Genomic DNA, 25,235 nt, shown 5'->3' with positions numbered 1-25,235 from the left:
TGGGGGTGGGGGGGGGGGGGTTGTTTGTGGGGGGATACCCCCAAAGGGTGTTGGTGGGGGGGGGGGTGGGGCCCCCCTCCGGCATCCGCACCGGGAAGTCGAGACAAACCTGGGCTCTAGCAACCGCAGTCCGCACAACCAGGCCGCGGTGCCAGCGCCAGGCGCCGGACCTGGTAGTCAAACAGGTCCAGGGTCAGCACCGAGCCGCGCAGGTCGCCGCCGTAGCCGGTCAGCACCTTGATGGCCTCGAGGGCAGCGAGGCTGCCGAGGGCGCCGACGACCGGGCCGAGCACGCCGCTTTCGCTGCAGGACAGGGCGCCCGTGGCGCCCTCTTCCGGGACCAGGCAGCGATAGCAGGGGCCGCCGGTGGCGGGGTGGAAGGTGGCGAGCTGCCCCTCCGTGCGTACCGCGGCGGCGGAGACCAGGGGGATGCCGGCGGCGATGCAGGCGCGGTTGAGGGCGAAGCGCGCCGGGTAGTTGTCGCTGCCGTCCAGCGCGAGGTCCACGCGGGTGGCCAGGCGCCGGAGCCCCGCCTCGTCGGCGCGCTCGGCGACCACCTCGACCCGGGTGCCGGCATTCAGCGCGGCCACCGCGTCGGCCGCCGAGCGCGCCTTGTTGCGGCCGAGGTCCGCCTCGCCGTGGGCGGGCTGGCGCTGCAGGTTGCTGGTCTCCACGGCGTCGCCGTCCACGAGTACGAGGCTGCCGACCCCGGCCGCGGCGAGGTAGAGGGCCGCCGGTGAGCCGAGGCCGCCGAGGCCCAGCACGAGGACGCGGGCGCGGCCCAGCGCTTCCTGGCCGGCGATATCGAATGCCGGGAGCAGCAGCTGGCGGCTGTAGCGTTCGAGGTCGTCGTCACTCAGCATGGCAGCCTGCCCCCGCTCGCGCGCTCGAGGCCGGCGAGGTCCCGGCGCGTGGCGACGGCGTCGAAACCCGCACCGGCAAGCAGCCCGCGCACGGCCGCGCCCTGGTCGCAGCCGTGCTCCAGAAGCAGCCAGCCGCCGGGGACCAGCTGTCCCGGTGCCGCCGCGACCAGGGCAGCCAGGTCCTCGAGGCCGGTGGGACCGGCGACGAGCGCCTGCACCGGCTCGTGGGCCAGCGCCGGTCCGGCAAGGTGCGGGTCATCGGCGGCCAGGTACGGCGGATTGGCGACGACGAGGTCGAAACGCTCGCCCGCGAGGGCGGCAAACCAGTCCGACTCGAAAAAGCGCACCCGGCCGAGGCCGAGGCGGTCCGCGTTGCCGGCGGCCACGGCGAGGGCCGCCGGGTCCCGGTCCACGGCGGTGACGCGCCAGCGCGGACGCTCCGTCGCCAGGGCGAGGGCGATGGCGCCGCTGCCCGTGCCGGCGTCGAGGACCCGCGCATCGTCTGGCAGCGGCAGTTCCAGCGCCCAGCTGACGAGCGTCTCCGTATCAGGCCGGGGCACCAGCGTCGCGCCGGTGACGCGAAGCGTGAGGGTCCAGAAATCGCGCTCGCCAACCAGGTAGGCCACGGGCTGGCCGGCGCGGCGGCGGGCTAGGAGTTTGCGGTAGCGCGCCGCCGGCTCCGCCGGCACTTCCGCCTCGGGCCAGGTGAAGAGCCAGCTTCGGGGGCGGCCGAGGCAGTGGCCGAGAAGTACCTCGGCATCGCGGCGCGCCTCGTCGTGATCGCCGCTGTAAGCATCGCGGCTGCCGCCGGCAGCGGCCTCGGCGAGGAGCGCCTGCACCGTGGTGCTCACGACCCCGCAAGGGCGGCGAGCTGGTCCGCCTGGTGCTCCTGGCGCAGGGGTCCGATGACCGCATCGAGATCCCCGGCCATGACTTCGTCGAGGCGATAGAGGGTGAGGTTGATGCGGTGGTCCGTGAGCCGGCCCTGGGGAAAGTTGTAGGTGCGGATGCGGTCCGAGCGGTCACCGCTGCCGACGAGGTTGCGCCGCGCCTCGGCCTGCTCGGCCGCCTGCTGGTCGGCCTGCGCGTTGGCCAGCTTCGCCTCCAGCAGCGACAGGGCCCGGGCGCGGTTCTTGTGCTGCGAGCGCTCGTCCTGGCACTCGACCACGATCCCCGTGGGCAGGTGCGTCAGCCGCACCGCCGAGTCCGTCTTGTTCACGTGCTGGCCACCGGCGCCGGAGGCGCGGAAGGTATCGATGCGCAGGTCGGCCTTGTTCACGGTGACTTCACCGAGCTCGTCCGCGTCCGGAAGGATGGCCACGGTGCAGGCGGAAGTATGAATGCGGCCCTGGGACTCCGTCTCCGGCACCCGCTGGACCCGGTGTGCGCCGGACTCGAACTTGAGGTAGGCGTACACGTCACTGCCCTCTACGCGGCTGATCAGCTCCTTGTAGCCACCGTGCTCGCCCGGGCGCTCTGAAAGCACCTCGACGCGCCAGCCGCGGCGCTCGGCGTAGCGGCTGTACATGCGGAACAGGTCGCCGGCGAAAATCGCCGCCTCGTCGCCGCCGGTGCCGGCGCGGATTTCCAGGAACACGTTGCGGCCGTCGCGCGGGTCCCGCGGCAGCAGCAGCACCTGCAGTTCGCGCTCCAGGGTCTCGAGGCGGTCGTCGGCGTCGGCGGCTTCCTCCTCCGCGAGGGCGCGCATCTCCGGGTCGCTGTCGTCGAGCATGGCCTGCGCCTCATCGCGATCCGCGGTGGCGCTGCGGAACGCGGCGTAGCTCCTGACGACGTCCTCGAGCTCGGCGTACTCGCGGGACAGGGTGCGGAAGCGGTCCTGGTCGGCGATGGTTTCCGGGTCACCGAGCAGTGCGGCGACCTCCTCGTGGCGCTCGGTGAGCGCGTCGAGCTTGGCCAGCAGTGAGGGTTTCACTGCCGCTTGAGTCCGCGCGATTCCGCCGCCTTGCCGATGGGAGTGACAGAGGCGGCCGGCCGCGGCGCGTCCTCCAGGACTTCGTTACCGCGCAGGCCGAGGAGCTTGCGGGCGTGGGCGAGCACGTCCTCGCGCCCATCGGCGCTGGCCTGCTTGAGGCCGGCGGTGGGCGCGTGGATAAGCTTGTTGGTGAGCCCGCGCGCGAGCTGGGCGAGCACCGCCGGCGCGTCGTCGCCGCGCTCGAGGGCGGCGAGGGCCCGGTCCAGCTCCTGCTGCCGGGTCTGCTCGGCGGCCTTGCGGTACTCCTTCACCAGGTCGACGGCAGCGAGGGAGCGGCGCTCCTCGTAGAAAGCGCGCACGCCCTCCATGATGATGCCGTCCGCCTTGCGGGCCTCGTCCTGGCGGCTGCGCAGGTTCTCGTCGACGATCTGCCGCAGGTCATCGACGGTGTAGAGATAGATATCGCGCAGGTCGCCGACCTGCGGCTCAATGTCCCGCGGCACGGCGATATCGACCATCAGCATGGGCCGATGCTTGCGCGCCCGGATCGCGCCCTCGACCGCGCCCTTGCCGAGGATCGGCAGCTGGCTGGCGGTCGACGAGATGACGATATCGGCCTTCGGCAGCTGCGCCGGGATGTCCGACAGGAGGATGGCGTCGGCGCCGAACTTGCGCGCCAGTTCCCGCGCCCGGTCCAGCGTGCGGTTGGCGATGACGATGTTGTTCACGCCGGCCTCGATGAGGTGCCGCGTGACCAGCTCGATGGTCTCTCCGGCACCGACGAGCAGCGCGTTGCAGTCCGAGAGGTCCGCGAAGATGTGTCCGGCGAGGTCGACGGCGGCGTAGGCCACGGATACCGGGTTCTCGCCGATAGCCGTGTCCGTGCGCACCTTCTTGGCAATGGAGAAGACCCGCGGGAAAAGCCGGCCGAACTCACCGGCCACGGTACCGGCCTCGCTGGCGACGGCATAGGCGGACTTGAGCTGGCCAAAGATCTGCGGCTCGCCGAGCACCATGGAGTCGAGGCCCGCCGCCACCTGTACGAGATGCTGCAGCGCGCGCTCGGCAACGTGGTGGTAGGCCGCCTCGCGCAGATCCTCGGGGGGCAGGTGATGATAGCCGGCCAGCCAGTCGATCACGGCGCCGGCCTTCATCACAGGGCAGTCGCCGGCCGGCACCATGGCGTAGAGTTCGGTGCGGTTGCAGGTGGAGAGAATGACCGCTTCCTCGAACTCCAGTGCAGCGCACAGTTCGCCGAGGGCGTCGCCGACCTGTTCCGGCGCGAAAGCCACGCGCTCGCGCACCTCGACGCTCGCCGAGTTGTGGTTGATTCCCAGAGCGATGAGGTTCATGAGCCAGCGTTCCCTGTCGTTTCGCACTGACAGATGCACCACCCGGGTGCACCTGCCGGACCCCATTCTACCAAGATGGCGCCAACGACGCAGCGCGACACGCCCTCTGTGGGTTTCAGGGGGGGAGTGTGTCATCATTGCGCGCCCGCAAACATTGATCTTGCTCTATATTCATGCCGATGCGCCTCACCGCCCTCGCCCTCCTCCTGTCGCTGCTGGGGGGCTGCTCCAGCACCGTGGCCACCCGTCCGGAGGCACCGGCGGCGGACAGCGCGACGGCCGGCAACGCCGCGCCGGCGCCTGCCCCGCCGCCGGTGCCCGAACGGCCCATCCCGGCGGAGAGCATCTACCCGCTCCTCGCCGCCGAGTTCGCCCTGCGGCAGCAGGATTACCCACGCGCCCTCGAGATCTACCTGGAGCAGGCCCCCCTGCTGCGGGATGCGGCGGTCAGTGCCCACGCCACGCGCCTCGCGCAGTACCTGCAGCGCGAGGACGCGGCCCTCGAGGCCGCCGAGCTCTGGGCGGAGCTCGAACCCGCCTCGAGCGAGGCCCGGGATACGCTGGCCACGCTGCTGATCCGCCGGGGGCGCACGCCGGAGGCGCTCACGCAGCTCGCGGCTGTCGCCCGGCTGGAGGGCGATGCACGGTTTCCCGCGCTGCTCAATCGTTTCGACGAACTGCCGCCCGCTGAGCAGGCCGCGCTGGACGAGGCCGTCACCGCCCTGCTGCCGGAGTTCGAAGACAGCGTACCGCTGCACCTCGCGGCGGCGCTGGTCGCCGCCGAGCGGGACGACCCCGCCCGCGCCCGGGCGCGGCTCGAGGAGGTGTTTGCCCTCGAGCCGCAGCAGCACCAGGCGCTGCTCCTCGAAGCGCGGCTGCGCATGGACGCCGGCGAGCGCAGGCCGCTGGCGCGCATCGAGGCGGCCCTCGCCGCCGAACCGGACAATGACCGGCTGCGCCTGCAGTACGCCCGGCTGCTGGCGCGGGACGACATGACGGCGGCGCGGCAACAGTTCGAGATTCTCTCGGTAAACAACCCGCGCGACGGCGACATCCTCTACTCGCTCGCGCTGATCAACGAGGAACTCGAGGACCGCGTCGCCGCCAAGGCCTACCTGCGGCAGGTCCTCGCCCTCGGCCAGCGGCCGGACGACGTCTACTTCGCGCTTGGCCGCATGGCCGAGGAGGAAGGGGAACTGGCCACCGCCATCCAGCACTACATGCAGGTCGGCGACGGTCCCGAGTTCATCGCAGCCAACGCGCGTATCGGCGAACTGCTGCTGCGCGCCGGGGAGCTGCCGCGCTTCCTCGGCCACTTCGCCACGCTGCGCCAGAGCTACCCACCCCGCAGCGAACAGCTTTACGCGCTCCAGGCAAACCTCCTCAATGCCGCCGGGCGCGCGGACACGGTACTCGAGGTCCTGGACGAGGGGCTCGACGCCCACCCGGGCTCCACGTCGCTCCTCTACAGCCGCTCCGTGGCGCACGAGCGCAGCGGCGACATCGCCGCGGCGGAGCGTGACCTGCGCGCCATCCTCGAGCGGGAGCCGGACAATGCCACGGCGCTCAATGCCCTCGGCTACACCCTTGCCAACCGCACCGACCGCTACGAGGAAGCGCGCGCCCTCATCGCCCGTGCCCTCGCGCTGCAACCCGGGGAGCCGGCCATCCTCGACAGCATGGGCTGGGTGCTCTACCACCAGGGCGAATACGAGCAGGCCCTGGATTACCTGACCCGCGCCTTCGCCGCGTTCCCGGACCCGGAAGTGGCCGCACACCTCGGCGAGGTGCTCTGGACCTCCGGCGACCGGGAGGGCGCCCGCCGGATCTGGCAGGGAGCCCTCGACGAGGCCCCGGAGCACCCGGTACTGCGCGAAACCCTCGAACGCCTCGGCGTCGACGACCTGCCCTGACCCCGTGCTCGCACGCACCGCCACGGTCGCGCTCTGCCTCTGCCTTGCCGCCTGCGCGGGGCGCGAGCTGCGTCCGCCGCCCGGCGCCTGGGCGGCGCAGCGGCCACAGCTCGAGCAGCTCGAGCGCTTCCGCCTCCAGGCCAAGGTCGCCCTGCGCTGGCCTGCGGGCGCGGAGACGGCGCGCCTGTCCTGGGAGCAGCGCGGCGAGAACACGGATCTCACCCTGGCCGGCCCCTTCGGCGCCGGGGCCGTGGCGATACAGCGCCGCGGCGCCCTTCTCGAGATCCGCGATGGCGACAGCCGGCGCACGCTCCCGGCCGACGATCCCGCCGCCCTCGCCGCCGCTACCGGCTGGCCCGTTCCCGTCGACGCGCTCGCCTGGTGGCTCCGCGGCCTGCCGGATCCCGCCGGCCCGCGATCGAGGATCACCTGGGAAAGCGGCCTCCCGGAGCGCCTCGAGCAGGGGGGCTGGACGGTGACCTACGGGCGCTTCGGCCGCGTGGACGGCCTCCTCCTGCCGCAGGCGCTGACCCTCCGCTACCCGGCCGGCGCGCTGGAGCTGCGCCTCGCCGCGGCGCAGTGGCAGCCGGGAGCCGCCGAATGAGCGGCCGAATGAGCGGCCGCGCGCTCACCCTGGCGGCACCGGCCAAGCTCAACCTTTTCCTGCACGTGACGGGCCGCCGTGACGACGGCTACCACACGCTGCAGACGGTCTTCCAGCTGCTGGCCTGGGGCGACACGGTCACGCTCGAGGCCCGGGACGACGGCCTTATCACCCTGGCCGGACCGGACCTCGGCATCGCCAGCGACGAGAATCTCGCGGTACGCGCGGCGCGGGCCCTGAAAGCACTGCCGGGCACGCCGCCAGAGGCAGGCGCGCACATCACCCTCGACAAGCAGATACCCACCGGCGGCGGCCTCGGCGGCGGCAGCTCCGATGCCGCCAGTACGCTGCTGGGTCTCAAGCGTCTCTGGAACCTCGACGTCGACCTGGACCGGCTCGCGGCCGTCGGCACCGCCCTGGGCGCCGACGTGCCCGTGTTCGTCCGCGGCCGCAGCGCCTGGGCCGAAGGCATCGGCGAGGAGCTCGAACCCCTCGCCCTGCCGCCGGCCTGGTTCGTGATCGTTCATCCGGGTGTGCACGTCGATACGCGGCAAATATTTTCCCGGCGGGAATTGACACGTGACAGCCCGCCAATCACAATAGCCGCCTTTTTCGCGGGGGGTTCCCGGAACGACTGCGAGCCGGTGGTGCGCGACCTCTACCCGGAGGTCGACAAGGCATTGATCTGGCTGGGGAAATTCGGGGAAGCAAGGCTGACCGGCACCGGTGCATGCGTGTTTTGCCGCTGTACTGAAGAAGCATCAGCGTGGGCCATCGCGGCGGAGGTCCCGGCACCCTGGCGTGCCATCGTGGCAGCCGGCGTCAACCGTTCCCCTGCCCTGGAACAAGAGGCAAAGACCTGACCAGCTCCTGGGGTGTCGCCAAGTGGCAAGGCACCGGGTTTTGATCCCGGCATTCGCAGGTTCGAATCCTGCCACCCCAGCCATCTTCCCGAAATCCGATCACGTGCTCCTGGGGAACTCGCCGTGTCTTCGAAAATGATGGTGTTCACAGGCAATGCCAATCCCGAGCTGGCGCGCCGGGTGGCGAGTCGCCTGTATCTCTCCCTCGGCAAGGCCGATGTCGGCCGCTTCAGTGACGGGGAGATTGCCGTCGAGCTGAACGAGAACGTCCGCGGCAAGGACGTGTTCGTCCTGCAGTCCACCTGCGCCCCGACGAACGACAATCTCATGGAACTGCTGCTGATGATCGACGGCCTGCGCCGCGCATCGGCGGCGCGTATCACGGCGGTGGTGCCCTACTTCGGCTACGCCCGCCAGGACCGCCGGGTGCGCTCCTCGCGGGTGCCGATTTCCGCGAAGGTGGTGGCGGACATGATGGTCGGCGTCGGCGTCGACCGGGTGCTGACCGTGGACCTGCACGCCGAGCAGATCCAGGGCTTCTTCGCCTGCCCGGTGGACAACGTGTACGGGTCGCCGGTGCTGAACGACGACATCGTCGCCTGCGCCTACCGGGACCTCGTGGTGGTGTCGCCGGACATCGGCGGCGTGGTGCGGGCCCGCGCCATCGCCAAGCAGCTCGACGATGCCGAACTGGCGATCATCGACAAGCGCCGGCCCCGCCCGGGCGAGGCGCAGGTCATGAACCTGATCGGCAGCGTCGACGGGCGCACCTGTATTCTCGTCGACGACATGGTCGACACGGCCGGCACGCTCTGCAACGCCGCCGATGCCCTCAAGGAGCGCGGCGCCACCAAGGTGGTCGCCTACTGCACCCACGCGGTGCTCTCCGGCCGGGCCCTGGACAACATCCGGTCTTCCGAGCTCGACGAGCTCGTGGTGACCGACACGATTCCCCTGAGTGAGGAAGCGCGCGCTATCGACAAGATCCGCCAGCTGACGATCTCGGACCTGCTGGCGGAGTCCATCCGCCGCGTGTCCAACGAGGAATCGATCAGCGCGCTGTTCTCCTGAGCCGCGCCGGGGACGCCCCCCGGGCCGCTCGACAGCAGCGCAAAGGAAAGGCGCGGTACGGCTGGTCGCAAGCCGTGCCGCGCCTCATGACGTCGTTTTTACGACGAGAAAGTTTGACCAACAGGAGTCAACACAATGTCTGAACAACTGGAAATCGCCGCGATCGCCCGCGACGACCTGGGGAAAGGTGCGAGCCGCCGCCTGCGTCGTAACGCGGACATGATCCCGGCCATCATCTACGGGGCCGACAGGGATCCCCAGCCCCTGTCCATCGTGCGCAAGGACATCGAGAAGTGCCTGGAGAACGAAGCGTTCTTCTCCCAGGTCATCGCCGTGAAGATCGGCGACGACGTGCAGAAGGCCATCCTCAAGGACCTGCAGCGTCATCCGGCGAAGGACCGTGTCCTGCACGCGGACTTCCTGCGCATCGACGAGAAGGTTGCCCTGAAGGTGAACATCCCCATTCACTTCGTGAACGAGGAGAGCTGCCGCGGTGTCAAGCTCGAGGGCGGCATCATCGAGCACCAGGCCCTCGAAATCGAGGTGCTCTGCCTGCCCTCCGCGATCCCCGAGTACATCGAGGTGGACATGGCGGACGTCGGCCTCGGTGACAGCATTCACCTCTCCGACGTCGCCCTTCCCGCGGGCGTGGAGTCCGTGGCCCTGTCCTACGGCGAGGAGCACGACGAAGCCATCGCCACGGTCATCGCACCGCGCGGCCTGAAGTCCGACGAGGAAGAAGCCGAGGAAGCGGCCGAAGCGCCGGCCGCGGACGATGTACCGTCCGCGCAGGACGAAGGCGAGGAAGAAGCCGGCGAGGACTGATCCCCGCGCGGCACCGTCACAGCGGAACGTCGCCGTGGACAGCAGCATCCGCCTCATCGTCGGCCTCGGCAACCCGGGAGACGCCTATCGCGGCACCCGGCACAATGCCGGGGCCGATTTTGTTACGGCCCTGGCGCGCCGCCACGGGGCAACGCTGGCGGGGGAGAGCAAGTTCTTCGGCGAGACGGGCCGGGCCGCCGTGGCCGGGCACGACCTGCGCCTGCTCATCCCGACGACCTGGATGAACCGCAGCGGCAAGGCCGTGGCGGCGCTGGCCACGTTTTACAAGATCCCGCCGGCGGACATCCTCATCGCCCACGACGAGCTCGACATCCCCGCCGGCTGCGCCCGCTTCAAGCGCGGGGGCGGCCACGGCGGCCACAACGGCCTGCGCGACATTATTCCCGCGCTGGGCAACGACAGCGATTTCTATCGGCTGCGCATCGGTATCGGCCACCCGGGCAGCGCTGCCGCGGTCAGCGGCTATGTGCTCGGCCGGGCACCGGCCGCCGAGGCGGCACGAACGGAGGCGGCCATTGATGCCGCCCTGGACGCACTGCCCCTGCTCCTCGCCGGCGACCTGGTGAAGGCGCAGACGCAGCTGCACAGTTTCACGGCCCCCTGAACAGCGGGGCAGCGGAGGCACAGAGCATGGGCTTCAAATGCGGTATCGTCGGTCTACCGAACGTCGGCAAATCGACGCTTTTCAACGCCCTCACCCGGGCCGGCATCGATGCCGAGAACTTCCCGTTCTGCACCATCGAGCCGAACGCCGGCGTCGTGCCCGTGCCCGACCCACGCCAGGCGCGCATCGCGGCCATCGTCAAGCCGCAGCGGGAAGTGCCGACAACCATGGAGTTCGTCGATATCGCCGGCCTGGTCGCCGGCGCATCCCGGGGCGAGGGCCTTGGCAACCAGTTCCTCGCCAACATCCGCGAGACCGACGCCATCGCCCACGTGGTGCGCTGCTTCGACAATGACAACGTCATCCACGTCGCCAATGCGGTGGATCCGGCGGCGGACATCGAGGTGATCAACACGGAGCTGGCCCTCGCGGACCTCGAAAGCTGTGAGAAGCAGTTGCAGAAGGTGACACGCACCGCCAAGAGCGGCGACAAGGACGCCGTGGCCCTGAAGGCCTTCCTCGAGAACCGGCTTCTGCCGCAGCTCAACGAGGCGAAACCCGTACGCGCCCTCGATCTCGACCGGACGGAAGAGGCGCTGCTGCGCCCACTGTTCCTGCTGACGGCCAAACCCACCCTGTATATCGCCAACGTCGACGAGGACGGCTTCACCGACAACCCGCACCTGGCCACGGTGGAAGCCATTGCCGCCGCCGAGAACGCCCAGGTCGTCGCCATCTGCAACAAGCTGGAATCCGAGATCGTCGAGCTGGACGATGCCGAGCGGGACGAGTTCCTCGCCGAGCTGGGCATGGAGGAGCCGGGCCTCAACCGCGTGATCCGCGCCGGCTACCGGCTGCTGGACCTGCACACCTTCTTCACGGCCGGTGAAAAGGAAGTGCGTGCCTGGACCGTGCGAATCGGCGCCACCGCTCCGGAGGCCGCCGGCGTCATCCACACGGATTTCCAGAAGGGCTTCATCCGCGCCGAGGTCGTCAGCTACGACGATTTCATCAACCACGGCGGCGAGCAGGGCGCGCGCGACGCGGGGCGCTGGCGCCTGGAAGGCAAGGACTACGTCGTCCAGGACGGGGACATCATCCACTTCCGCTTCAACGTCTGAGCGGGCTCTCCCCGGGCTCAGGCCGCCACCGGAAACCAGTGCCGCAGCGGCAGACCCCGCGACAGGTGGCTGCGGAAAACCGCCGAGCCCTCGAGCCACAGCGCCAGGGTGAGTTCCGGCGCGGGCAGCAGCAGCTGCCAGCTCGCCGGAGCCCGCCCTTCTGCCGGCGACCGCCCGCCGCTACGCGCATCGGACGGCAGCTGCGGGAGCTCTGGCGTTCCCAGCACCCGCGCCAGGCTGCCACCGCGCGCCTTGACCGAGGCCTCGGCCAGGGTCCAGCGAGCGCGGAAGCGCGCCAGCGCCGCGGGGGCCGGCAGGGCCGCCACCAGCGCGCCCTCGGCCTCCCCGAAACAGCGCGTCGCCAGCCGCACGAGGTTGCGAACCGGCCGGACGCACTCCAGGTCGACGCCGAGGCCGACCGCCGGTGTCGGCGCCGGATGCACCAGCCAGGCCAGGGCTGCCCAGTCCCCCGAGTGGCTCAGGTTGAAGCACAGCTGCGGCGCTCCGGCGACGAACGGCTTGCCGCCGGGGCCGCGCTCGAAGCGCAGCGCACCCGGCGCTGTGCCCAGGGCGCGGGCGAGTTCGATGCGCAGCAGGGCCCGCGCCAGCAGCATCGGGTCCCGCTGCCCCGGCCGCAAACGGTCCACCCGCTCGCGATCGCCGGCATCGAGCACGGCGTAGTAGCGGCGGGCCAGCGCCGGATCGAGGTCGCCCGCCCGGCAGAGTCTCACCCTGACATTCATTCCTGCACCTACGCCCTGCACCTACGCCCTGCGCCTGCAACGTGAACCGGCAACCTGTACCGGCAACCAGTAACGACAAGAAGAAATGCGGGCATTATTGCACTCCCCGGGCTCCGGGGCAGGATCCCCGGCAGCGATCGGCGACACTCTGTGGTAATTTCGGCGGCCGTGTCGACAACGGTGACCCCGCGCATGCCCCGACTCCTGCCGGCCCTGCTCTGCCTGCTGGCGGCCGCCCTGGCCCCGGCCGCGCCGGCGTTCGAGCTGCCGCCCTGGCAGCAGCTCGTGTTCGAGCAGCGCAATTTCTGGGCGACCGCGCGCGGCGAAGTGAACCTCAAGAAGGGCGTGGCGCCGCTTTTCCCGGAGAGCGAGAACGACCCGTTCGTCCGCCTGGAGATCCAGAACACCGTCGGCAGCTCCATCGAGTCCATCGTCGTCGACCTCGCCCCCGCCGATGGTGCGAGCCTCGCCCGCTGGCGCCTCAGCCGCGGCCGGGACCAGCGCCTCAAGACCCACCGCTACCTCGCCGACAGCATCCTGCGCGAGCGCCGGGAGCCCGCCAATGGCGGCACCGCAGGCGACGGTCCGGCGGCTTTCGGCGCCGGTGACGGCGGCTGGGTGTCCTCCGGCCTGACCCGCATCGACCTGCCCGCTGCGGCCGAGGGCCGGACCATCATCACACCCCACGCGCTGTTCCTGCTCCTGCCCGAGTTCCTCGACGACCCCGGCCGTGCCGGCGGCTACCTGGTTCACACGGACCTGAACTTCTACCGGCTCGTTGCCAGCCCGGGCAGCGGCGAGACCATCGAGGCCGACTTCCGCCTCGACGAGGGCCGCGTCGAGGGCCGCCGCGGCACCCGCGTGCTGCGCGTGCGCGCCGAACCCCTCGCCGGAAATCCCGAAGGGCAGGACTTCGAGCTCATGGGACTGTCCGGCGACATCGTGTTCCTCATCGACCGGGTCACGGGCCTGCCGCTGCGCATCCGGGGCGAGGCGCCGCGCATCGGCGGCGCAGAGCTCAACCTGGTCGAAGCGCATTCGCGACCGGCGCCGGCGAAGGCGGCGCCGGCCGCCGCCACACCGTGAGGGGCGCGTGCGCGGGGATCGGCATCATCAGCAACCCCGCCAGTGGCCACAACCGGGACCATTTCCCCGGCTTGCGGCGGCAGCTGGACCGCTGCCCCGGCGCCATCCACCGGGTGACGCAGAGCCCCGGCGACGTGCCGGCCGTGCTCGAGGAGTTCGCGGCCGCCGGCGTCGGCCTCCTGGTGATCAACGGAGGCGACGGCACCGCCTCGACCATCCTCGGCCAGCTGCTGGAGCGGGGAGCCTTCGTCCGCCCGCCGCTGGTCACGCTGCTTCCCGCCGGCACCGCCAACATGAACGCCGGCGATGTCGGGGTCCGCGGCAGCCTCCGCCGCGCCGTCGGCCGCTTCCGGCGCTGGACCGAGAACCCGGCCCGCCCCGCCGAGCGGCTGGTGCGCCACCTCATGCGCGTCACCGTCGACGACGAGACCACGCCCCACTACGGCATGTTCCTGGGCGCGGGTGCGGTCGTCCACGGCACCGAGTATGCGCACCGGGAAATCCACGCCCGCGGCCTGCGGGACGATTTCAGCCTTTTCCTCGGCACCCTGCGCACCGCCTGGGGTGTCGTGCGCGGGGAGGAGGCCTTCACCGCGCCCACCCGGCTCGACCTCACTCTCGACGGGCGCGCCGCGGGCGAGACAGACACCCTGATCCTCGCCGTGTCCACGCTCGACCGCCTCGCCTTCGGCATGCGCCCCTTCTGGGGCCGCGGCCCGGGTCCCCTGCGCCTGACGCTCATCGAGCAGCACGCCACGCGCTTCCTGCCGACCTTCCTGTCCATCATCGCCGGCCGTCCGTCGCGCCGGGCGCGGGCCGGTGCGGACTACCACAGCCACAACGCACAGGAAGTGGCGCTGTCCCTCAGCGGCGAGCTCAACCTCGATGGTGAACTGCTCACCGTGGAACGCCACGCCCGCCTGGCCGCGAGCCCTCCGCTCGTTTTCCTGCGGCCGTGAGTGCCTGGCCAGAGGTCGCCGGCCCGTCGCCGGCCACGGAGCCCGCCCTCGCGGCGCTCATCGAGCAGCTGCGCCACGGTCACCGGGACGCCGTCCGCGCCGTGCTGCTCTATGGCTCCTGCCTGCGCAGCGGTGACCTCTTCGACGGCCTCGTCGACCTCTACCTCATCGTCGACAGCTACCGCGACGCCTATGGCCTGGGCTGGCTGGCGCTGGCAAACCGGCTGCTGCCGCCGAACGTGTTCTACGCCCAGTGCGAGGTGGACGGGCGGACCCTGCGCAGCAAGGTCACGGTGGTCTCCCTCGAGGATTTCCGCCGCGGTTGCAGCCGATACTGGTTCCAGGCTTATCTCTGGGGCCGCTTCAGCCAGCCCGTGCGTATCGTCTACGCCCGGGACGATGACGCGACGGTGGCAGTGACAGACGCCTTCCGGCGGGCAGCGGCCACACTGCTCGGCCGCGCCCTGCCGGCGCTGCCGGCGAGCGGCAGCCTCGCCACCCTCTGGGAGCAGGCCCTGGCCCTGAGCTACGGCACCGAGCTGCGCACCGAGCGGCCCGGCCGTGCGCGGGAGCTGGTGCTGGCCGCCCGGCCGTTCTACGAGGCGGTGACCCGCCTCGTCGCAGCCGAACTGCCACACGGGCTCGAGCTGCGCGGCAGCGGCGAGCGCTGCCGGTACCGGGCGAGCGTGGCACCGGCGAGCCGCCGCCTGGCGCCGATCACCTGGGGGCTGCGCCGCGCGCAGGGCAAGAGCCTTTCCGTGGCCCGCCTGGTCAAGGCCCTGTTCACCTTCACCGGGGGCCTGGACTACATCGCCTGGAAGCTGGAGCGCCACTCCGGGGAGCGCATCGAGGTGCCGCCCCGGGTGCGCCGACACCCGCTGCTGTTCAGCTGGGGCTTCTTCTGGCGCCTCTACCGCCGGGGAATCTTCCGCTAGTGCCGGTCGCAGCGGTGGAGCAGCGGGACGCCCTCGGGGCCGCGGGCCTGTACCTGTTTGCCTTCTCGGCCTGGTCGCTGCGCCCCCTGGCCGTGGTCGGCTGCCTGCTCATGCTCTGGGCCCTGTGGGCGGACCGGGCGGTCTGCTGGCCCCGGCTCCGCCGGGATCCGCTGACCTGGGTCCTGCTGGCGATCGCCGGCTACGCGGTCGTCTACGCGCCGCTGGCGGCCCTGGGCGACCCGGCGTCCTGGCAGCAGCAGGTCAAGCACGCGGCGCGAGTGGCCTACTACGCCGGCCTCCTGCCCGTCGCCTGGTATCTTCGCGGCAACGAGGGCCGGCTCCTCCGGGCCTGGGCCCTAGTGGCAGCCGGTTTCCTCCTCGCCCGCATCGCCTTCCTCGGTGAGCTCGGCGGCCTGGACGGCCCGTGGTGGGAGGCCCGCCTGGGGCTCGGGCTGGAGCCGATCTCCTTTGCCTACTACGCCGGCACACTGCTCCTCGGCGCGCTGATCTTCGCTCCGCGCATCGCCCGCCTCACGCCGCGCCGCTATCGCAGCGCCGTGGTCGCGCTCCTGCTGCTCCTGGCCGCACTCCTCCTGGAGGGCGTGATCCTGTCGCAGACCCGCGCCGCCTGGATCGCGCTGGCACCCCTGCTCCTGCTGGTCGCCGTGCTGGGCCTGCGCCGGGCCTGGCGAGAGGGAAGCGGACGCACCGGCATCGCCGCGCTGCTGGCCACCACCCTCCTGGGCGCCGTCATCATCAGCAACCTTCCCGCTGTCGGCCAGCGCCTCGCCAGCGAGCAGGAGACCTGGGGCGCGCTGCTCGCCGGCGACCTCGACACCGTGCGCACGGGCAGCGGCCGGGCCCGGCAGCACAGCGTCGGCATCCGCGTGGTCATGCTCCGCGAGGGCCTGGCGCGCTGGCGCGAGGCGCCGCTCTTTGGCCATGGACCCGCGGCGGCCAAGCTCACGCTGCGCGAGAGTGACGTCTTCCTGCTCTCGCGCTTCAATGACTATCACAACGTGCAGCTCGATATCCTGGTGCGCTACGGCGTGGTCGGCCTCGGCCTGTTCACGGCCGCGGTGCTGTTGACGCTTGGCGGTTTCTACCGCGGCTGGCGCGCCGGCGCCCTCCGCGGCGATACGGCACTGTTCCTGGGTTGCACCCTGGCCCTGCTCCTGGCGAGCACGCTGACCAACGTCCGCCTCCTCAACTGGGACTTCCGCTACTGGGTTTTCCTCGTGGCCGGCCCCCTGGCCAGCTACCGCCTGTATTGCCGCCGGTGAGCGCCCGGCTGTGACTTGCTACATAGAAAACCGGCACGCCTTGCTTTATCCTCGCCGCGAGCCAACCAGCCCGGAGTAACCATGCCCGGAGTAACCATGAAAGCCGGCGTCTTCATCCAGACGAACCACAAGCAGATCACCGGCGCCATCGTCGCCGAGCACGCGCTGCGCCGTTATTCGTCGAACAACGACAAGTTCGACGTCACCATCATGGACATGCGCGACTACCCCTTCTTTGCCGAGCACGAGGGCAAGGAATATCTGCGCGACGGCGTTCATCGGGTCTGGCTCAACGACGACCTGCAGTCCTTCACACCCACGCGCTTCCTGCCGCCGAAACTCATGGGCTACGAGGGCCGGGCCGTGGTCATCGATCCGGATATCTTCGCCGCCGCCGACATCTGGGAGCTCCTCTCCCGGGACATGCACGGCAAGGCGATCATGTGCCGCATGCGCTCCGGGCCGAAGGGGCTGGTGGACAAGTGCATGGCCTCGAGCGTGATGCTGCTCGACTGCGCCAAGCTGACCCACTGGGACCCGGAGAGCACCTTCCGCAGGATGTTCACTTTCGAGCAGGACTACCAGCCCTGGATCTGCCTGAAGGACGAGCCCCGCGACAGCATCGACTTCTTCGAGGCGGCGTGGAACGATTTCGACAAGTTCACCACCGACACGAAAATGCTGCATACCACCCGCCGCCGCACGCAGCCCTGGAAGACCGGGCTGCCGACGGACTGGCGCCCCGCCGAGCGCTTCCGCCTGTTCCCGCCGGCGGCCTGGATCCTCCGTGCGCGGCGCAAGCTCTTCGGCGAGTACGCCTTCCTCGGCAACTACAAGCAGCACCCCGACCCGAACCAGGAGCGGTTCTTCTTCGGCCTGCTGAAGGAGTGCCTGGCGGAAGGGAAGATCAGCGAGGACTTCCTGCGCGAGGAAATGGCGAAAAACCACGTCCGCCACGACGCCTTCGAGGTGCTGGAACGCACGCCGGACCTGCCGCCGGCGCCCACGCACCCCCTCGCCGGCCTGTCCCGGGCCGCCTGACCCGGGCGGCGGCTCAGATCCCCGCGCGGTCCCGGAGCCAGTCCAGGTCGAGCCGGGCCGGGTTGTCGATGTAGTCGCGCGGGTTATCCGCGAGGTCCCGAAGATAGTCCTGGGAGACTTTCCACGCGATCTCCGGCTCGTCCTTGCCGCGGGCGAGCAGTTCGAAGCGCCCGTTGGTGAAGCGCAGCGTGAAGTAATCGAAGGGCGTGTCCGGGTCGTCCCGGTAGACCGCCACGCCCAGGTGCTTCCCGCCGATGGTCTTCTCCGCCGCGCTCAACAGGCCGCCCATGAGCTGGCCGTCTTTATGCTCACTGATCGCCGTGTTCACCACGTCGAGGGCCTCCATAAAGAGGCCGTAGCTATCGTTCGTTTTTGCGTCCATCGGGTTATCTCCTCTGCACAGGAATTTTGGGCCGCCCCAAGGCGACAGGAAGTCTGCCTGTTCGCACGATTACGGGGTGAGTCCGGGATACTTCTCTCAGTCGCTCCCCGATACACGCTTTGTGAGAGAAGTATCCCGGACTCACCCCTCGCGCCTTCCGTACTTCCGGGGCTGAAGCGGTAGGGGCGGCTGCGGGAGCATGTCCCCACAGAGCGTGAAACGGGGAGCGTCCCGGCCGGGCAAGGCTGGGGGCATGCGCCCGCAGCCGTCCCGGAACACCGCGAAAAGCTGAAAAACCGGGGCATAGCGCCCCGGCAATCAGCAAAAGTCACGAGTTCTGCTCGTCGACCAGGGTCGTCACGGCGCCAGCCTCGAAGACCCGGCCTTCCATGAACTCGTAGTCCATCATGCCGGAGACACTGACGAAGTCGCCCTCGTCGAGCTGCTGGTAACCGTTGTCGTCCAGCGGGTTGTAGCCGAGCGCCGCCACGTCGACGGTCACCTCGGCGCCACCGCTGTCGACGGTGAACTCGCGGTCCTCGGCGTTCACGTCGACGATATCGCCGCGCAGCGTCATGGCGCTGACCACGATCGGCGAAGGCGCGGTCCAGTACTGCGGGTCCCAGGCCGCGGTTTCCTCATCCGCGGCGTTGGCGTAGAAATAGGTGTTCAGGTTTTCCACGTAGACGGAACCGGCCTCGACTTTCGCGACCTCGAAGAAGTCGTCGTCGATGCGGCCGAAGACCGTGACCCGGTCGCCGTCCATGAGCCCGTAGGCATCGCCGTAGCTGTCCCAGTCGTCCATCTCCACGAGAATCGTGCCGCTGCCGTAGTCGAGGACAAAGTCATCGGCGGTCGGCGAGGTTACGGTCCCGCTGATGCTGACGAAGCTGCCGTCGGGCTTCTGGTACGGTTCGGCGGCTTGTGCCCCGGTAACGCCGAGGGCGCCGGCAATCGCGAGGGCAAGGACCGTCGGTTTTGCTGTCGGATGCGTCCACATAGGGTTACCTCCTTTCTTTCCATTGCTCGCTGTTTGCCATTGCTCGCTGCTTGCGATATGGCGTCGAGCCTGCGCGGCGCGTGCCGCGCAGTCACCCCCTTCGCCGCAAACCCCATGCCAGGACCCGGGCAGCGGGCTGGAAACCCCGCCGCTGCGGCCTTTGCGCAGGCCGTCCCCGCAGCGGTCGACCATTGCCCTGGCTGCAGCTCCTGCAGCCAGGGCGCTGCAAAGTCTGCAACTTGCAGCCGGTGCGGACCCGGGTGCTAGACTGGCGCCATGGACCCGGCGAGCACAGCGCGGGGCAAGGCCTGCTATGTCACCCGGGACCGGGACCCCGCCGTGGTCGACGTGGTCCGCAGGTGCCGTTTCGAGGTCGCGGTGGTCCATCCCGCCGAGGCCGCCAGGCGGCGCGAGGCACCGCAGTTTCTTCTCATCGACGCCGACTGTGCACCGGACAGTGACGGCGCAGCGCGTCTCCTGGACAGCTTTCGTACGGCCGGCAGCCAGGTCTTCCTGCTCGGCACCGCCGAAGAACAGCCCGCCTGGAGCACCTGGGTGCGCTCCGGCGAGGCCATCTTCCTGCGCCGGCCTGTCGCCGGCGGCTACCTCGAGGCGCTCCTCCGCGACATCCAGGGCGAGCTGCCGACCGGGCGGGCGCCGGACGTGGCACCGGTGGCCCTTGACCAGTTCGGGCTGCTCCTCGGCAGTTCCGGCCCCATGCGCGAACTCTACCGGCTGCTGCGCAAGGCGGCGGCCACCGATGCCAGCGTCTGCATCCACGGCGAGAGCGGCACCGGGAAGGAACTCGCCGCCCGCTCCATCCACGCCTTCTCACCGCGCAGCGAGGAGCCCTTCTGCGCCATCAACTGCGGCGCCATCCCCTCGGAGCTGGTGGAGAGCGAACTCTTCGGCCACGAGCGCGGCAGCTTCTCCGGCGCGGAGCGCCGCCACGCCGGCCTGTTCGAGCGGGCCGGGCGCGGCACGGTGCTTCTCGACGAGATCACGGAGATGCCGGAGGACACGCAGGTCAAGCTGCTCAGGGTGCTCGAGAGCGGCAGCTTCCGCCGCGTCGGCGGCGAGGCGGACCACCCCTGGCACGCCCGGCTGATCACGGCCACCAACCGCGACCCGGACGAGGCGCTGGCCGAGGGGCGGCTGCGCGAGGATCTCTACTACCGCATCCGCCAGCTGACGGTACCGGTGCCGCCGCTGCGCGAGCGCGGGGAGGATGCGGTGGCGCTGGCGCGCTGCTTCATGGCCGAGTACGCCGAGCGCAGCGGCCGTCCGGTGCGCCTCGGGGAGGACGCGGAAGCCCTGCTCCGCCGTTATCACTGGCCGGGCAACGTGCGCGAGCTGCGCCACGTGGTGCTGAGCGCCTGCCGGCTCTGCCGCAGCGTGATCACGCCGGCCCAACTCCCGGCCCTGCAGCCGGTGCCTGACACGCCGGAGAAGGGCCTGGGCATTGCCCCGGGGATGACGGTCGCGGAAGCGGAACGGCGGCTGATCCTCGCTACCCTCGAGGCCGAGGGCGGTGACCGCAAGCGCGCCGCCCAGCGCCTCGGTATCAGCGTGAGAACGCTGTACAACCGCCTGCGCGTCTACCGCGCTGCCGGCGAGGACGCCTGAAACAGGGCCTTCACCGCGGCCGCCGACGCGGCCAGTTCCTGCGCACAGACCGCCCCCGCGGTGCCGGCGGCAGGCAGGGGCGCAACGGACGCCTCCTCGTCCAGCCAGAGCGCCGCGCCGGATGCCACCAGCGCGTCCTGGATGCGGCCGATATCCCGGCGCATGCGCCGCGGGCCGAAACGCATCGCCAGGCGGTGGCTCAGCGGCTTGTAGCGCCAGCCGTGGCGCAGGCGCCACCACGGTGTGCCGCCGTCGCCGGGGTCGAAGATGTAGACCGGCCTGCCGCGGGTCTGGGCCTCGGCGAGCATGGACATGGACTCGCCGGACACCACGAAGGCATCGGCGAGCGCCAGCAAACCGAGGTAGGGGTTCGCGCCCTCGCCCCAGCGGTGCAGCAGGTGCGGCACATCGACCTCACCGGCCAGCGCATCGAGCGCCGCGGGCGGCGTGCGCGGGCTGCCCGTGACCAGCAGGGAGCCCCCGTTCGCGGCGGCGAGGCGCCGGGCGAGTGCCCCCAGGCGCCGCCCCTTGGCAGCGGTATAGACATACTTGCCGCTGTCGCCCCCCACGAGGACGGCGATCCACGGCCGCGGCAGCGTCGCCAGCCGCGGCGCCAGCGCCTCGCCGGCCGCCGCGAGCGCGTCGGGCTGCAGGTCGCACAGGGGCAGCGTATTGTGGCGGATATTGGGCGCCGCCGGCAGGAAATACTGCGGCGTGGTGACCACCAGGTTCCAGCTGTCGAGGGGGGCCCAGGGGCGCCCGACGTGCACGAGCCGGGTGGTGCCGCCGGCCTGGCGGCGGATCCAGCGCGCCACCGGCTCGTTGCGCCGGCCGGCGGTCAGCACCAGGTCCGGCCAGGGCGGCGCGAGCGGCGACGACGCGGCGCGGTCGATGCCGGCCAGGGTCACCCGCAGGGCGAGGTGCGGCAGCAGTTCCCAGGAGCGGGCGGCGACGTGCCGGGGCTCCCAGGGCCAGCCGAGCGCGTCGGCGAGCGCCGTCACCTGGGCGTTGTCGCCGGCCTTGCGGCCGAGCAGGCACCAGGTGCGCGGCGGGGGCGGCGTTCGCAGCAGGTCGTCCATGAGTAGTCCGCGCCAGGGTCAGCAATATTGCCGGCGGGCGCCGTTCAAGTGCGGCCCCACCGCGCGTAAACTATCACGATCGCGACATCGACGGGGCAAGACACCGTGAAACCGACCGTTTTCATCCACACCAACCACAAGCAGATGCTGGGCGCCATCGTCAGCCGCCACTCGCTCAAGAAGCGGTCCGCCAACCCGGACGCCTTCGACGTGCGCTTCATCGAGGTCAGGGATTTCCCCTGCATGGCCGAGCGCGAGGGCGACCTCTACCTGCGTGACGGTGACAAGCGGCCCTGGCTCAACAACGACCTCCAGTCCTTCACCCCGCTGCGCTTTGCACCGCCGCAGCTCATGGGCTACGAGGGCCGCGCCGTGGTCATGGACCCGGACATCTTCGCTGTCGGCGACATCAACGAGCTCCTCGGCCGCGACATGGAAGGCAAGGCCATCGTCTGCCGCCCCAAGTCCGGCGCCAAGGCGCGCAAGGGCGCCTGGGCTTCCAGCGTGATGCTGCTGGACTGCGCGAAACTCACGCACTGGGAGTTCGAGCGCGAGTTCAACGAGATGTTCGTCCCGGCGAAGCGCGACTACATGGACTGGGTCTCGCTGAAGCTCGAGGACCCGGCCACCATCGGCCTGCTCGAACACTGCTGGAACGACTTCGATCACCTCGACGAGCACACGAAGCTGCTGCACAACACCAAGCGCAAGACCCAGCCCTGGAAGACCGGCCTGCCCATCGACTACCGCCCGGCGGACACGTTCCAGCTGTTCCCGCCCCGGCACTGGCTGCGCCGCGCCCGCCGCGCCCTCTTCGGCGACTACAAGTTCGCCGGCCGCTATGCAAAGCACCCGGACCCGGCGCAGGAGAAATTCTTCTTCGACCTGGTGCGCGAGTGCCTCGAGGACGGCGTGCTCACGGAAGACCAGCTGCGGGACGAGATCCGGCAGGGCCACGTGCGGGAGGATGCGCTGCAGCTGGTGGGGGCCTGAGTCTAGCGCCGTTTTCGACCGATGGTGGCGCCGTCACGCCCGGAGGGCCGGTCGGGACACGCTACAAGCATTCGTGGGGCAATGCTTAGGCTAAGACACTTCCGGCCGAGCCAGGCAGATACCCCGCCTCTCAGCGATACCCGTAGAGTGAATCCAGCGACTCAGCCAGCTGCCGATCGATGGCCTCGACTTCCTCGTCGCTGAAGTAATCGCGGTAGCCGCCGACCTTGGCGCGGCGGACCTTGTAGGAATCGGGGTTGTCCTTGTCGCGGGCGCGCATGCGGCCGGCGAAGCGGAAGGTGTCCGAGCTTTCCATTTTCTTCATGTTCTCGAAGGAGGCGTGCTCGATCGCCGCGGCCTGCTCTTCGGGGGTGGCCTCCACGCCCATGAAGGTCACGAGCTTCGCCAGTTCCGCCTGCGGGTCCGCGCGCAGATCCTCGTAGCGCAGCAGGTGGAACCGCTGGATGTGCTGGCGCTCGGCGGCCCAGGAATTCAGGTAGTCGACCACCGCGCGCAGGCTGCCGCCGTCGTTGTCGCCGGTGACGAAGTCGAAGACGCTGATGTCCTCGTCCCGCGACGGGTAGTTGTTGAGGATGACCTTGTTCGGCTTCAGGCGGAACTTCCACTGGAAAAACTGCGAGACGGCCACGTCGCGCGGGTCCCGGGCCATCAGCACCACCGGCTTGTCGTAGAACGGCGCCTTGCTGCCCGGCTCGCCGGTGATGTCCTTGATGTAGTTGTCGTGCGTGAAGAAGATTTTCGGCACGGCGGCGTTCATGTGGTGGAAATTGTCGAAGCCGAGGAGCGCATTCTCGGGGAGGCCGTGGCGGATGCGGAACAGGTGCGACAGCATCACCCGCAGCCAGGTGCGGCCGCTCTTGCCGAAGGAGACGATCACGATGTCCGCCTCGCGCAGGCGCGCGAGCTGCTCACGGCCGCGCAGCCGCCGCTCCTCGGCAATCACCTCGGCCTGCGGCCGGTTGCGGTTGCGCCAGTTGAGGATGCGCCGCGCCGCCTTCTTGCGCAGCGTGTTGGCCCCGTGGCGCAGCTGCTGCAGGGCGTACTTCATGCCGAGGCCTGCTCCGCGCGAGGCCCGTAGCCGAACTGCGGGTCGAGCTTCGCCACCATGGCGTCGAGGGCCGCGCACTGGGCGTCATCAAAGTGCTCGCGGTAGCCGCCGACCTTGGCCTTGCGCACCTTGAAGGACGCCGGGTTGTCCCTGTCGCCGGGCTTCACCCGCGCGCCGGAGCCCTTGAAGTACTGCTCCTGCTCCATCTTCTTCATGTTGTCGTAGGCGGCGAACTGCACGGCCTCCGCCACCTGCTCGTCGCTGACGGCGGTGCCGGTGAAGTCGAGAATCTGCTTCAGCACCGCGCCGGGGTCGGCACGCATGTCCTCGTAGCGGACCACGAGCAGGTCGTCGAGCTGGTCCCGGGACGCGGCCCAGTCATTGAAGTAGTCGACGATGCGCGGCACGCCGACCGCCGGATCCTGCACGAACTGCCAGACGTCGATAGCGCTGCCGTGCGCCGGGTAGTCGTTGATGAATTTCTTGCGCGGCCGCATGCGGTACTGCCACTGGAAGAACTGCGACACCGCCACGTCCCGCGGGTCGCGCACCAGCAGCACCATGCGCTTGCCGGCGAAGTGCGCCTTGCTCTGCCAGTTGCCGGTGTAGTCGCGCAGGTAGTTGTTGTGCGTGAAGAACACCGCCGGCAGTCGCGGATCCTGTGCCTTCAGGTTGTCGAAGTCGAGCAGTTCGCTGGCCGGCAGGCCGCCGAGCTGCGTGTAGGCCCGGGACAGCATGACCCGCAGCCAGGTGCGGCCGCTCTTGCCCCAGCTCATGAGGACCCAGTCCGCGCGCTCGAGCTTCTTGTACTCCTCCCGCCCGCGCAGCCAGCGCTCCAGCGCCTTGCGCCGGGGCGCGGGCAGCCAGAAGAGCAGCGAGAGGATGACGAAGCGTGCGACGACGCGAGCCTTGTCGGCCATGCGGTGCGGGCCTTCAAAATGCGGTTGAGAGGACGGCGGCGATCATACCCGATTCGCCATCCCGCCGCAGCCGGGCGGCATTTTTCACGTTTCCCGCCCGCGCCCCACCCTGCCGCTGCGCCGCGCCCCGGAGTATCATTGGCCCATGAATTACGCGAACCTCGACGCGCTGCGCGAAGCGCCGCTGACTACGGACCCCTTCCCGTTCCTCGTGGCCCCCGGCTTTCTCTCGATGGAGGACCTCGCCACGGTCAATGCGGACTACCCGGCCATCGACTCGGCGGCGAACCACGCCCTGGAGGAGCTGAGCTACGGCGCAGCCTTCGGCCGCTTCGTCGAGGACCTCGAGAGCGATGCCTTTGCCCGGCTCCTCGGCGAGCGCTTCGACATGACCCTCGCCGGCCTGCCGTCGACGATCACGGTGCGCCGGTTCTGCGAGCGCACGGACGGCAATATCCATACGGACCACAAGAGCAAGATCATTACGGTGCTGGTCTACTTCAACGAGCACTGGACGCACAGCGAGGGCCAGCTGCGCATGCTGCGCGGCAGGCACGACATCGAGGATTACGCGGCGGAAGTCCCGCCCCTCGGCGGCACGCTGCTGGCCTTCAAGCGCACCCCCCACTCCTGGCACGGCCACACCCGCTTTGTCGGCGAACGCCGCATGCTCCAGCTCAACTTCCTCGACCGCAGCCCCCTCTCCGTCGCCAGCCAGCGTATCGCCCGAGCCGGTACCCACTTCGCCAAGAACGTCCTCGGACTGCGCTAAGTTTTTCTTCTGGGGCCGTGCGCTCTAGCTAGCGCTGCTGGCTTGGTGTTCCTTAGTTGGCGGTGGTGGCTTGGCGGTTCTGCTTTGGCGGCTCTGATTCGGCGGTGGTGGCGCCGCCGTCGCTGGGAAAGCCCTGGCGGAACCGCTACAAGCACATCCATGTGCGCTCGGCGCGGG

Annotated in this window: 25 protein-coding genes and 1 tRNA gene; 16 read left to right on the top strand and 10 right to left on the bottom strand. The window is 70.1% G+C overall.

Annotated elements, in window-relative coordinates; genetic code table 11:
* Positions 1-116: 116 nt before the first annotated feature.
* Genes ACX93N_RS15190 through hemA form a run of 4 tightly spaced genes read right to left on the bottom strand, consistent with a single transcriptional unit; the run spans position 117 to position 4,148 of the window.
* Entirely contained in the window at positions 117-863 is a 747-nt protein-coding gene (locus ACX93N_RS15190; RefSeq protein WP_459429290.1) for a HesA/MoeB/ThiF family protein, read from the bottom strand.
* Positions 857-1,714 (bottom strand): peptide chain release factor N(5)-glutamine methyltransferase, encoded by an 858-nt coding sequence (gene prmC, locus ACX93N_RS15185; protein ID WP_459429289.1) that lies wholly within the window; start codon positions 1,712-1,714, stop codon positions 857-859. The genes ACX93N_RS15190 and prmC overlap by 7 nt, the downstream gene beginning before the upstream one ends.
* On the bottom strand, positions 1,711-2,796 hold the full coding sequence (gene prfA / locus ACX93N_RS15180; protein WP_459429288.1) for a peptide chain release factor 1: 1,086 nt from the start codon (positions 2,794-2,796) through the stop codon (positions 1,711-1,713). The genes prmC and prfA overlap by 4 nt, the downstream gene beginning before the upstream one ends.
* Entirely contained in the window at positions 2,793-4,148 is a 1,356-nt protein-coding gene (gene hemA, locus ACX93N_RS15175) for a glutamyl-tRNA reductase (protein WP_459429287.1), read from the bottom strand. The genes prfA and hemA overlap by 4 nt, the downstream gene beginning before the upstream one ends.
* Positions 4,149-4,321: 173 nt before the next feature.
* Between hemA and ACX93N_RS15170 the strand changes: the two genes are divergently transcribed.
* The 8 genes from ACX93N_RS15170 (at position 4,322) to ychF (ending at position 11,170) form a co-directional block, all read left to right on the top strand.
* Positions 4,322-6,061 carry a tetratricopeptide repeat protein gene (locus ACX93N_RS15170; protein WP_459429286.1) on the top strand — a complete coding sequence of 580 codons (1,740 nt, stop codon included), beginning with the start codon at positions 4,322-4,324 and terminating at the stop codon, positions 6,059-6,061.
* A gap of 4 nt (positions 6,062-6,065) precedes the next feature.
* Positions 6,066-6,665: a lipoprotein insertase outer membrane protein LolB gene (gene lolB, locus ACX93N_RS15165; RefSeq protein ID WP_459429285.1), complete on the top strand. Its 600-nt coding sequence runs from the start codon at positions 6,066-6,068 to the stop codon at positions 6,663-6,665.
* Positions 6,662-7,528 (top strand): 4-(cytidine 5'-diphospho)-2-C-methyl-D-erythritol kinase, encoded by an 867-nt coding sequence (gene ispE, locus ACX93N_RS15160; RefSeq protein WP_459429284.1) that lies wholly within the window; start codon positions 6,662-6,664, stop codon positions 7,526-7,528. Before lolB ends, ispE begins: the two co-directional genes overlap by 4 nt.
* Before the next feature lie 8 nt (positions 7,529-7,536).
* Positions 7,537-7,611 (top strand) — tRNA-Gln (locus tag ACX93N_RS15155).
* Between the two features lie 40 nt (positions 7,612-7,651).
* Entirely contained in the window at positions 7,652-8,599 is a 948-nt protein-coding gene (locus ACX93N_RS15150; protein WP_459429283.1) for a ribose-phosphate pyrophosphokinase, read from the top strand.
* Positions 8,600-8,734: 135 nt separating this feature from the next.
* Positions 8,735-9,424 carry a 50S ribosomal protein L25/general stress protein Ctc gene (locus tag ACX93N_RS15145; protein ID WP_459429282.1) on the top strand — a complete coding sequence of 230 codons (690 nt, stop codon included), beginning with the start codon at positions 8,735-8,737 and terminating at the stop codon, positions 9,422-9,424.
* 34 nt (positions 9,425-9,458) lie between these two features.
* Positions 9,459-10,049: an aminoacyl-tRNA hydrolase gene (gene pth, locus ACX93N_RS15140; protein WP_459429281.1), complete on the top strand. Its 591-nt coding sequence runs from the start codon at positions 9,459-9,461 to the stop codon at positions 10,047-10,049.
* 26 nt (positions 10,050-10,075) lie between these two features.
* Positions 10,076-11,170 carry a redox-regulated ATPase YchF gene (ychF, locus tag ACX93N_RS15135; protein ID WP_459429280.1) on the top strand — a complete coding sequence of 365 codons (1,095 nt, stop codon included), beginning with the start codon at positions 10,076-10,078 and terminating at the stop codon, positions 11,168-11,170.
* 17 nt (positions 11,171-11,187) lie between these two features.
* On the opposite strand, the gene ACX93N_RS15130 is transcribed toward ychF, so the two are convergent.
* Positions 11,188-11,901: a 4'-phosphopantetheinyl transferase family protein gene (locus ACX93N_RS15130; RefSeq protein ID WP_459429279.1), complete on the bottom strand. Its 714-nt coding sequence runs from the start codon at positions 11,899-11,901 to the stop codon at positions 11,188-11,190.
* Between the two features lie 204 nt (positions 11,902-12,105).
* On the opposite strand from ACX93N_RS15130, the gene ACX93N_RS15125 reads away from it, so the two are divergent.
* The 5 genes from ACX93N_RS15125 (at position 12,106) to ACX93N_RS15105 (ending at position 17,217) form a co-directional block, all read left to right on the top strand.
* Positions 12,106-12,999, top strand: coding sequence for a hypothetical protein (locus tag ACX93N_RS15125; RefSeq protein ID WP_459429278.1), 894 nt, complete (start codon positions 12,106-12,108; stop codon positions 12,997-12,999).
* Positions 12,996-13,958: a diacylglycerol/lipid kinase family protein gene (locus ACX93N_RS15120; RefSeq protein ID WP_459429277.1), complete on the top strand. Its 963-nt coding sequence runs from the start codon at positions 12,996-12,998 to the stop codon at positions 13,956-13,958. The genes ACX93N_RS15125 and ACX93N_RS15120 overlap by 4 nt, the downstream gene beginning before the upstream one ends.
* Positions 13,955-14,893, top strand: coding sequence for a hypothetical protein (locus ACX93N_RS15115; RefSeq protein WP_459429276.1), 939 nt, complete (start codon positions 13,955-13,957; stop codon positions 14,891-14,893). The genes ACX93N_RS15120 and ACX93N_RS15115 overlap by 4 nt, the downstream gene beginning before the upstream one ends.
* The gene (locus tag ACX93N_RS15110) at positions 14,893-16,176 is read left to right on the top strand and encodes an O-antigen ligase family protein (RefSeq protein WP_459429275.1); all 1,284 of its coding nucleotides are present in this window, start codon (positions 14,893-14,895) and stop codon (positions 16,174-16,176) included. Before ACX93N_RS15115 ends, ACX93N_RS15110 begins: the two co-directional genes overlap by 1 nt.
* An 81-nt stretch (positions 16,177-16,257) precedes the next feature.
* Positions 16,258-17,217: a hypothetical protein gene (locus ACX93N_RS15105; RefSeq protein WP_459429274.1), complete on the top strand. Its 960-nt coding sequence runs from the start codon at positions 16,258-16,260 to the stop codon at positions 17,215-17,217.
* A gap of 13 nt (positions 17,218-17,230) precedes the next feature.
* Here ACX93N_RS15105 and ACX93N_RS15100 read toward each other — a convergent pair whose 3' ends face one another.
* Together ACX93N_RS15100 and ACX93N_RS15095 are read right to left on the bottom strand one after the other, a co-directional pair.
* On the bottom strand, positions 17,231-17,599 hold the full coding sequence (locus ACX93N_RS15100) for a hypothetical protein (protein ID WP_459429273.1): 369 nt from the start codon (positions 17,597-17,599) through the stop codon (positions 17,231-17,233).
* A gap of 328 nt (positions 17,600-17,927) precedes the next feature.
* Positions 17,928-18,599, bottom strand: coding sequence for a hypothetical protein (locus ACX93N_RS15095; protein WP_459429272.1), 672 nt, complete (start codon positions 18,597-18,599; stop codon positions 17,928-17,930).
* 276 nt (positions 18,600-18,875) lie between these two features.
* Here ACX93N_RS15095 and ACX93N_RS15090 point away from each other — a divergent pair, with 276 nt between their 5' ends.
* The gene (locus ACX93N_RS15090; protein ID WP_459429271.1) at positions 18,876-20,225 is read left to right on the top strand and encodes a sigma-54 interaction domain-containing protein; all 1,350 of its coding nucleotides are present in this window, start codon (positions 18,876-18,878) and stop codon (positions 20,223-20,225) included.
* Here the strand turns inward: ACX93N_RS15090 and ACX93N_RS15085 are convergent.
* On the bottom strand, positions 20,198-21,304 hold the full coding sequence (locus tag ACX93N_RS15085; RefSeq protein WP_459429270.1) for a mitochondrial fission ELM1 family protein: 1,107 nt from the start codon (positions 21,302-21,304) through the stop codon (positions 20,198-20,200). The two genes, ACX93N_RS15090 and ACX93N_RS15085, sit on opposite strands and share 28 nt — an antisense overlap.
* 105 nt (positions 21,305-21,409) lie before the next feature.
* On the opposite strand from ACX93N_RS15085, the gene ACX93N_RS15080 reads away from it, so the two are divergent.
* The gene (locus tag ACX93N_RS15080; RefSeq protein WP_459429269.1) at positions 21,410-22,297 is read left to right on the top strand and encodes a glycosyltransferase family protein; all 888 of its coding nucleotides are present in this window, start codon (positions 21,410-21,412) and stop codon (positions 22,295-22,297) included.
* Between the two features lie 130 nt (positions 22,298-22,427).
* On the opposite strand, the gene ACX93N_RS15075 is transcribed toward ACX93N_RS15080, so the two are convergent.
* Both ACX93N_RS15075 and ACX93N_RS15070 read right to left on the bottom strand, forming a co-directional pair.
* On the bottom strand, positions 22,428-23,366 hold the full coding sequence (locus ACX93N_RS15075) for a sulfotransferase domain-containing protein (RefSeq protein WP_459429268.1): 939 nt from the start codon (positions 23,364-23,366) through the stop codon (positions 22,428-22,430).
* Complete coding sequence (locus tag ACX93N_RS15070; RefSeq protein WP_459429267.1) at positions 23,363-24,286, bottom strand: sulfotransferase domain-containing protein; 924 nt, start codon at positions 24,284-24,286, stop codon at positions 23,363-23,365. The genes ACX93N_RS15075 and ACX93N_RS15070 overlap by 4 nt, the downstream gene beginning before the upstream one ends.
* 145 nt (positions 24,287-24,431) lie before the next feature.
* Between ACX93N_RS15070 and ACX93N_RS15065 the strand changes: the two genes are divergently transcribed.
* Positions 24,432-25,058 carry a 2OG-Fe(II) oxygenase family protein gene (locus tag ACX93N_RS15065; RefSeq protein WP_459429266.1) on the top strand — a complete coding sequence of 209 codons (627 nt, stop codon included), beginning with the start codon at positions 24,432-24,434 and terminating at the stop codon, positions 25,056-25,058.
* Positions 25,059-25,235: the final 177 nt, after the last annotated feature.

This window comes from Pseudohaliea sp. (assembly GCF_054552115.1).
Note: the sequence above shows the minus strand (reverse complement) of the source record. Positions and strands in the feature narration are given on the sequence as shown.

What these genes read in the sequence shown, in the direction of transcription:
- ACX93N_RS15145 (WP_459429282.1), top strand. Translation starts at nt 8,735, where the DNA reads ATGTCTGAACAACTGGAAATCGCCGCGATCGCCCGCGACGACCTGGGG.
- ACX93N_RS15100 (WP_459429273.1), bottom strand. Translation starts at nt 17,599, where the DNA reads ATGGACGCAAAAACGAACGATAGCTACGGCCTCTTTATGGAGGCCCTC.
- ACX93N_RS15105 (WP_459429274.1), top strand. Translation starts at nt 16,258, where the DNA reads ATGCCCGGAGTAACCATGAAAGCCGGCGTCTTCATCCAGACGAACCAC.
- ACX93N_RS15070 (WP_459429267.1), bottom strand. Translation starts at nt 24,286, where the DNA reads ATGGCCGACAAGGCTCGCGTCGTCGCACGCTTCGTCATCCTCTCGCTG.
- ACX93N_RS15065 (WP_459429266.1), top strand. Translation starts at nt 24,432, where the DNA reads ATGAATTACGCGAACCTCGACGCGCTGCGCGAAGCGCCGCTGACTACG.
- ACX93N_RS15190 (WP_459429290.1), bottom strand. Translation starts at nt 863, where the DNA reads ATGCTGAGTGACGACGACCTCGAACGCTACAGCCGCCAGCTGCTGCTC.
- ACX93N_RS15075 (WP_459429268.1), bottom strand. Translation starts at nt 23,366, where the DNA reads ATGAAGTACGCCCTGCAGCAGCTGCGCCACGGGGCCAACACGCTGCGC.
- ACX93N_RS15085 (WP_459429270.1), bottom strand. Translation starts at nt 21,304, where the DNA reads ATGGACGACCTGCTGCGAACGCCGCCCCCGCCGCGCACCTGGTGCCTG.
- ACX93N_RS15170 (WP_459429286.1), top strand. Translation starts at nt 4,322, where the DNA reads ATGCCGATGCGCCTCACCGCCCTCGCCCTCCTCCTGTCGCTGCTGGGG.
- ACX93N_RS15095 (WP_459429272.1), bottom strand. Translation starts at nt 18,599, where the DNA reads ATGTGGACGCATCCGACAGCAAAACCGACGGTCCTTGCCCTCGCGATT.
- ACX93N_RS15125 (WP_459429278.1), top strand. Translation starts at nt 12,106, where the DNA reads ATGCCCCGACTCCTGCCGGCCCTGCTCTGCCTGCTGGCGGCCGCCCTG.
- ACX93N_RS15090 (WP_459429271.1), top strand. Translation starts at nt 18,876, where the DNA reads ATGGACCCGGCGAGCACAGCGCGGGGCAAGGCCTGCTATGTCACCCGG.
- hemA (WP_459429287.1), bottom strand. Translation starts at nt 4,148, where the DNA reads ATGAACCTCATCGCTCTGGGAATCAACCACAACTCGGCGAGCGTCGAG.
- ychF (WP_459429280.1), top strand. Translation starts at nt 10,076, where the DNA reads ATGGGCTTCAAATGCGGTATCGTCGGTCTACCGAACGTCGGCAAATCG.
- ispE (WP_459429284.1), top strand. Translation starts at nt 6,662, where the DNA reads ATGAGCGGCCGAATGAGCGGCCGCGCGCTCACCCTGGCGGCACCGGCC.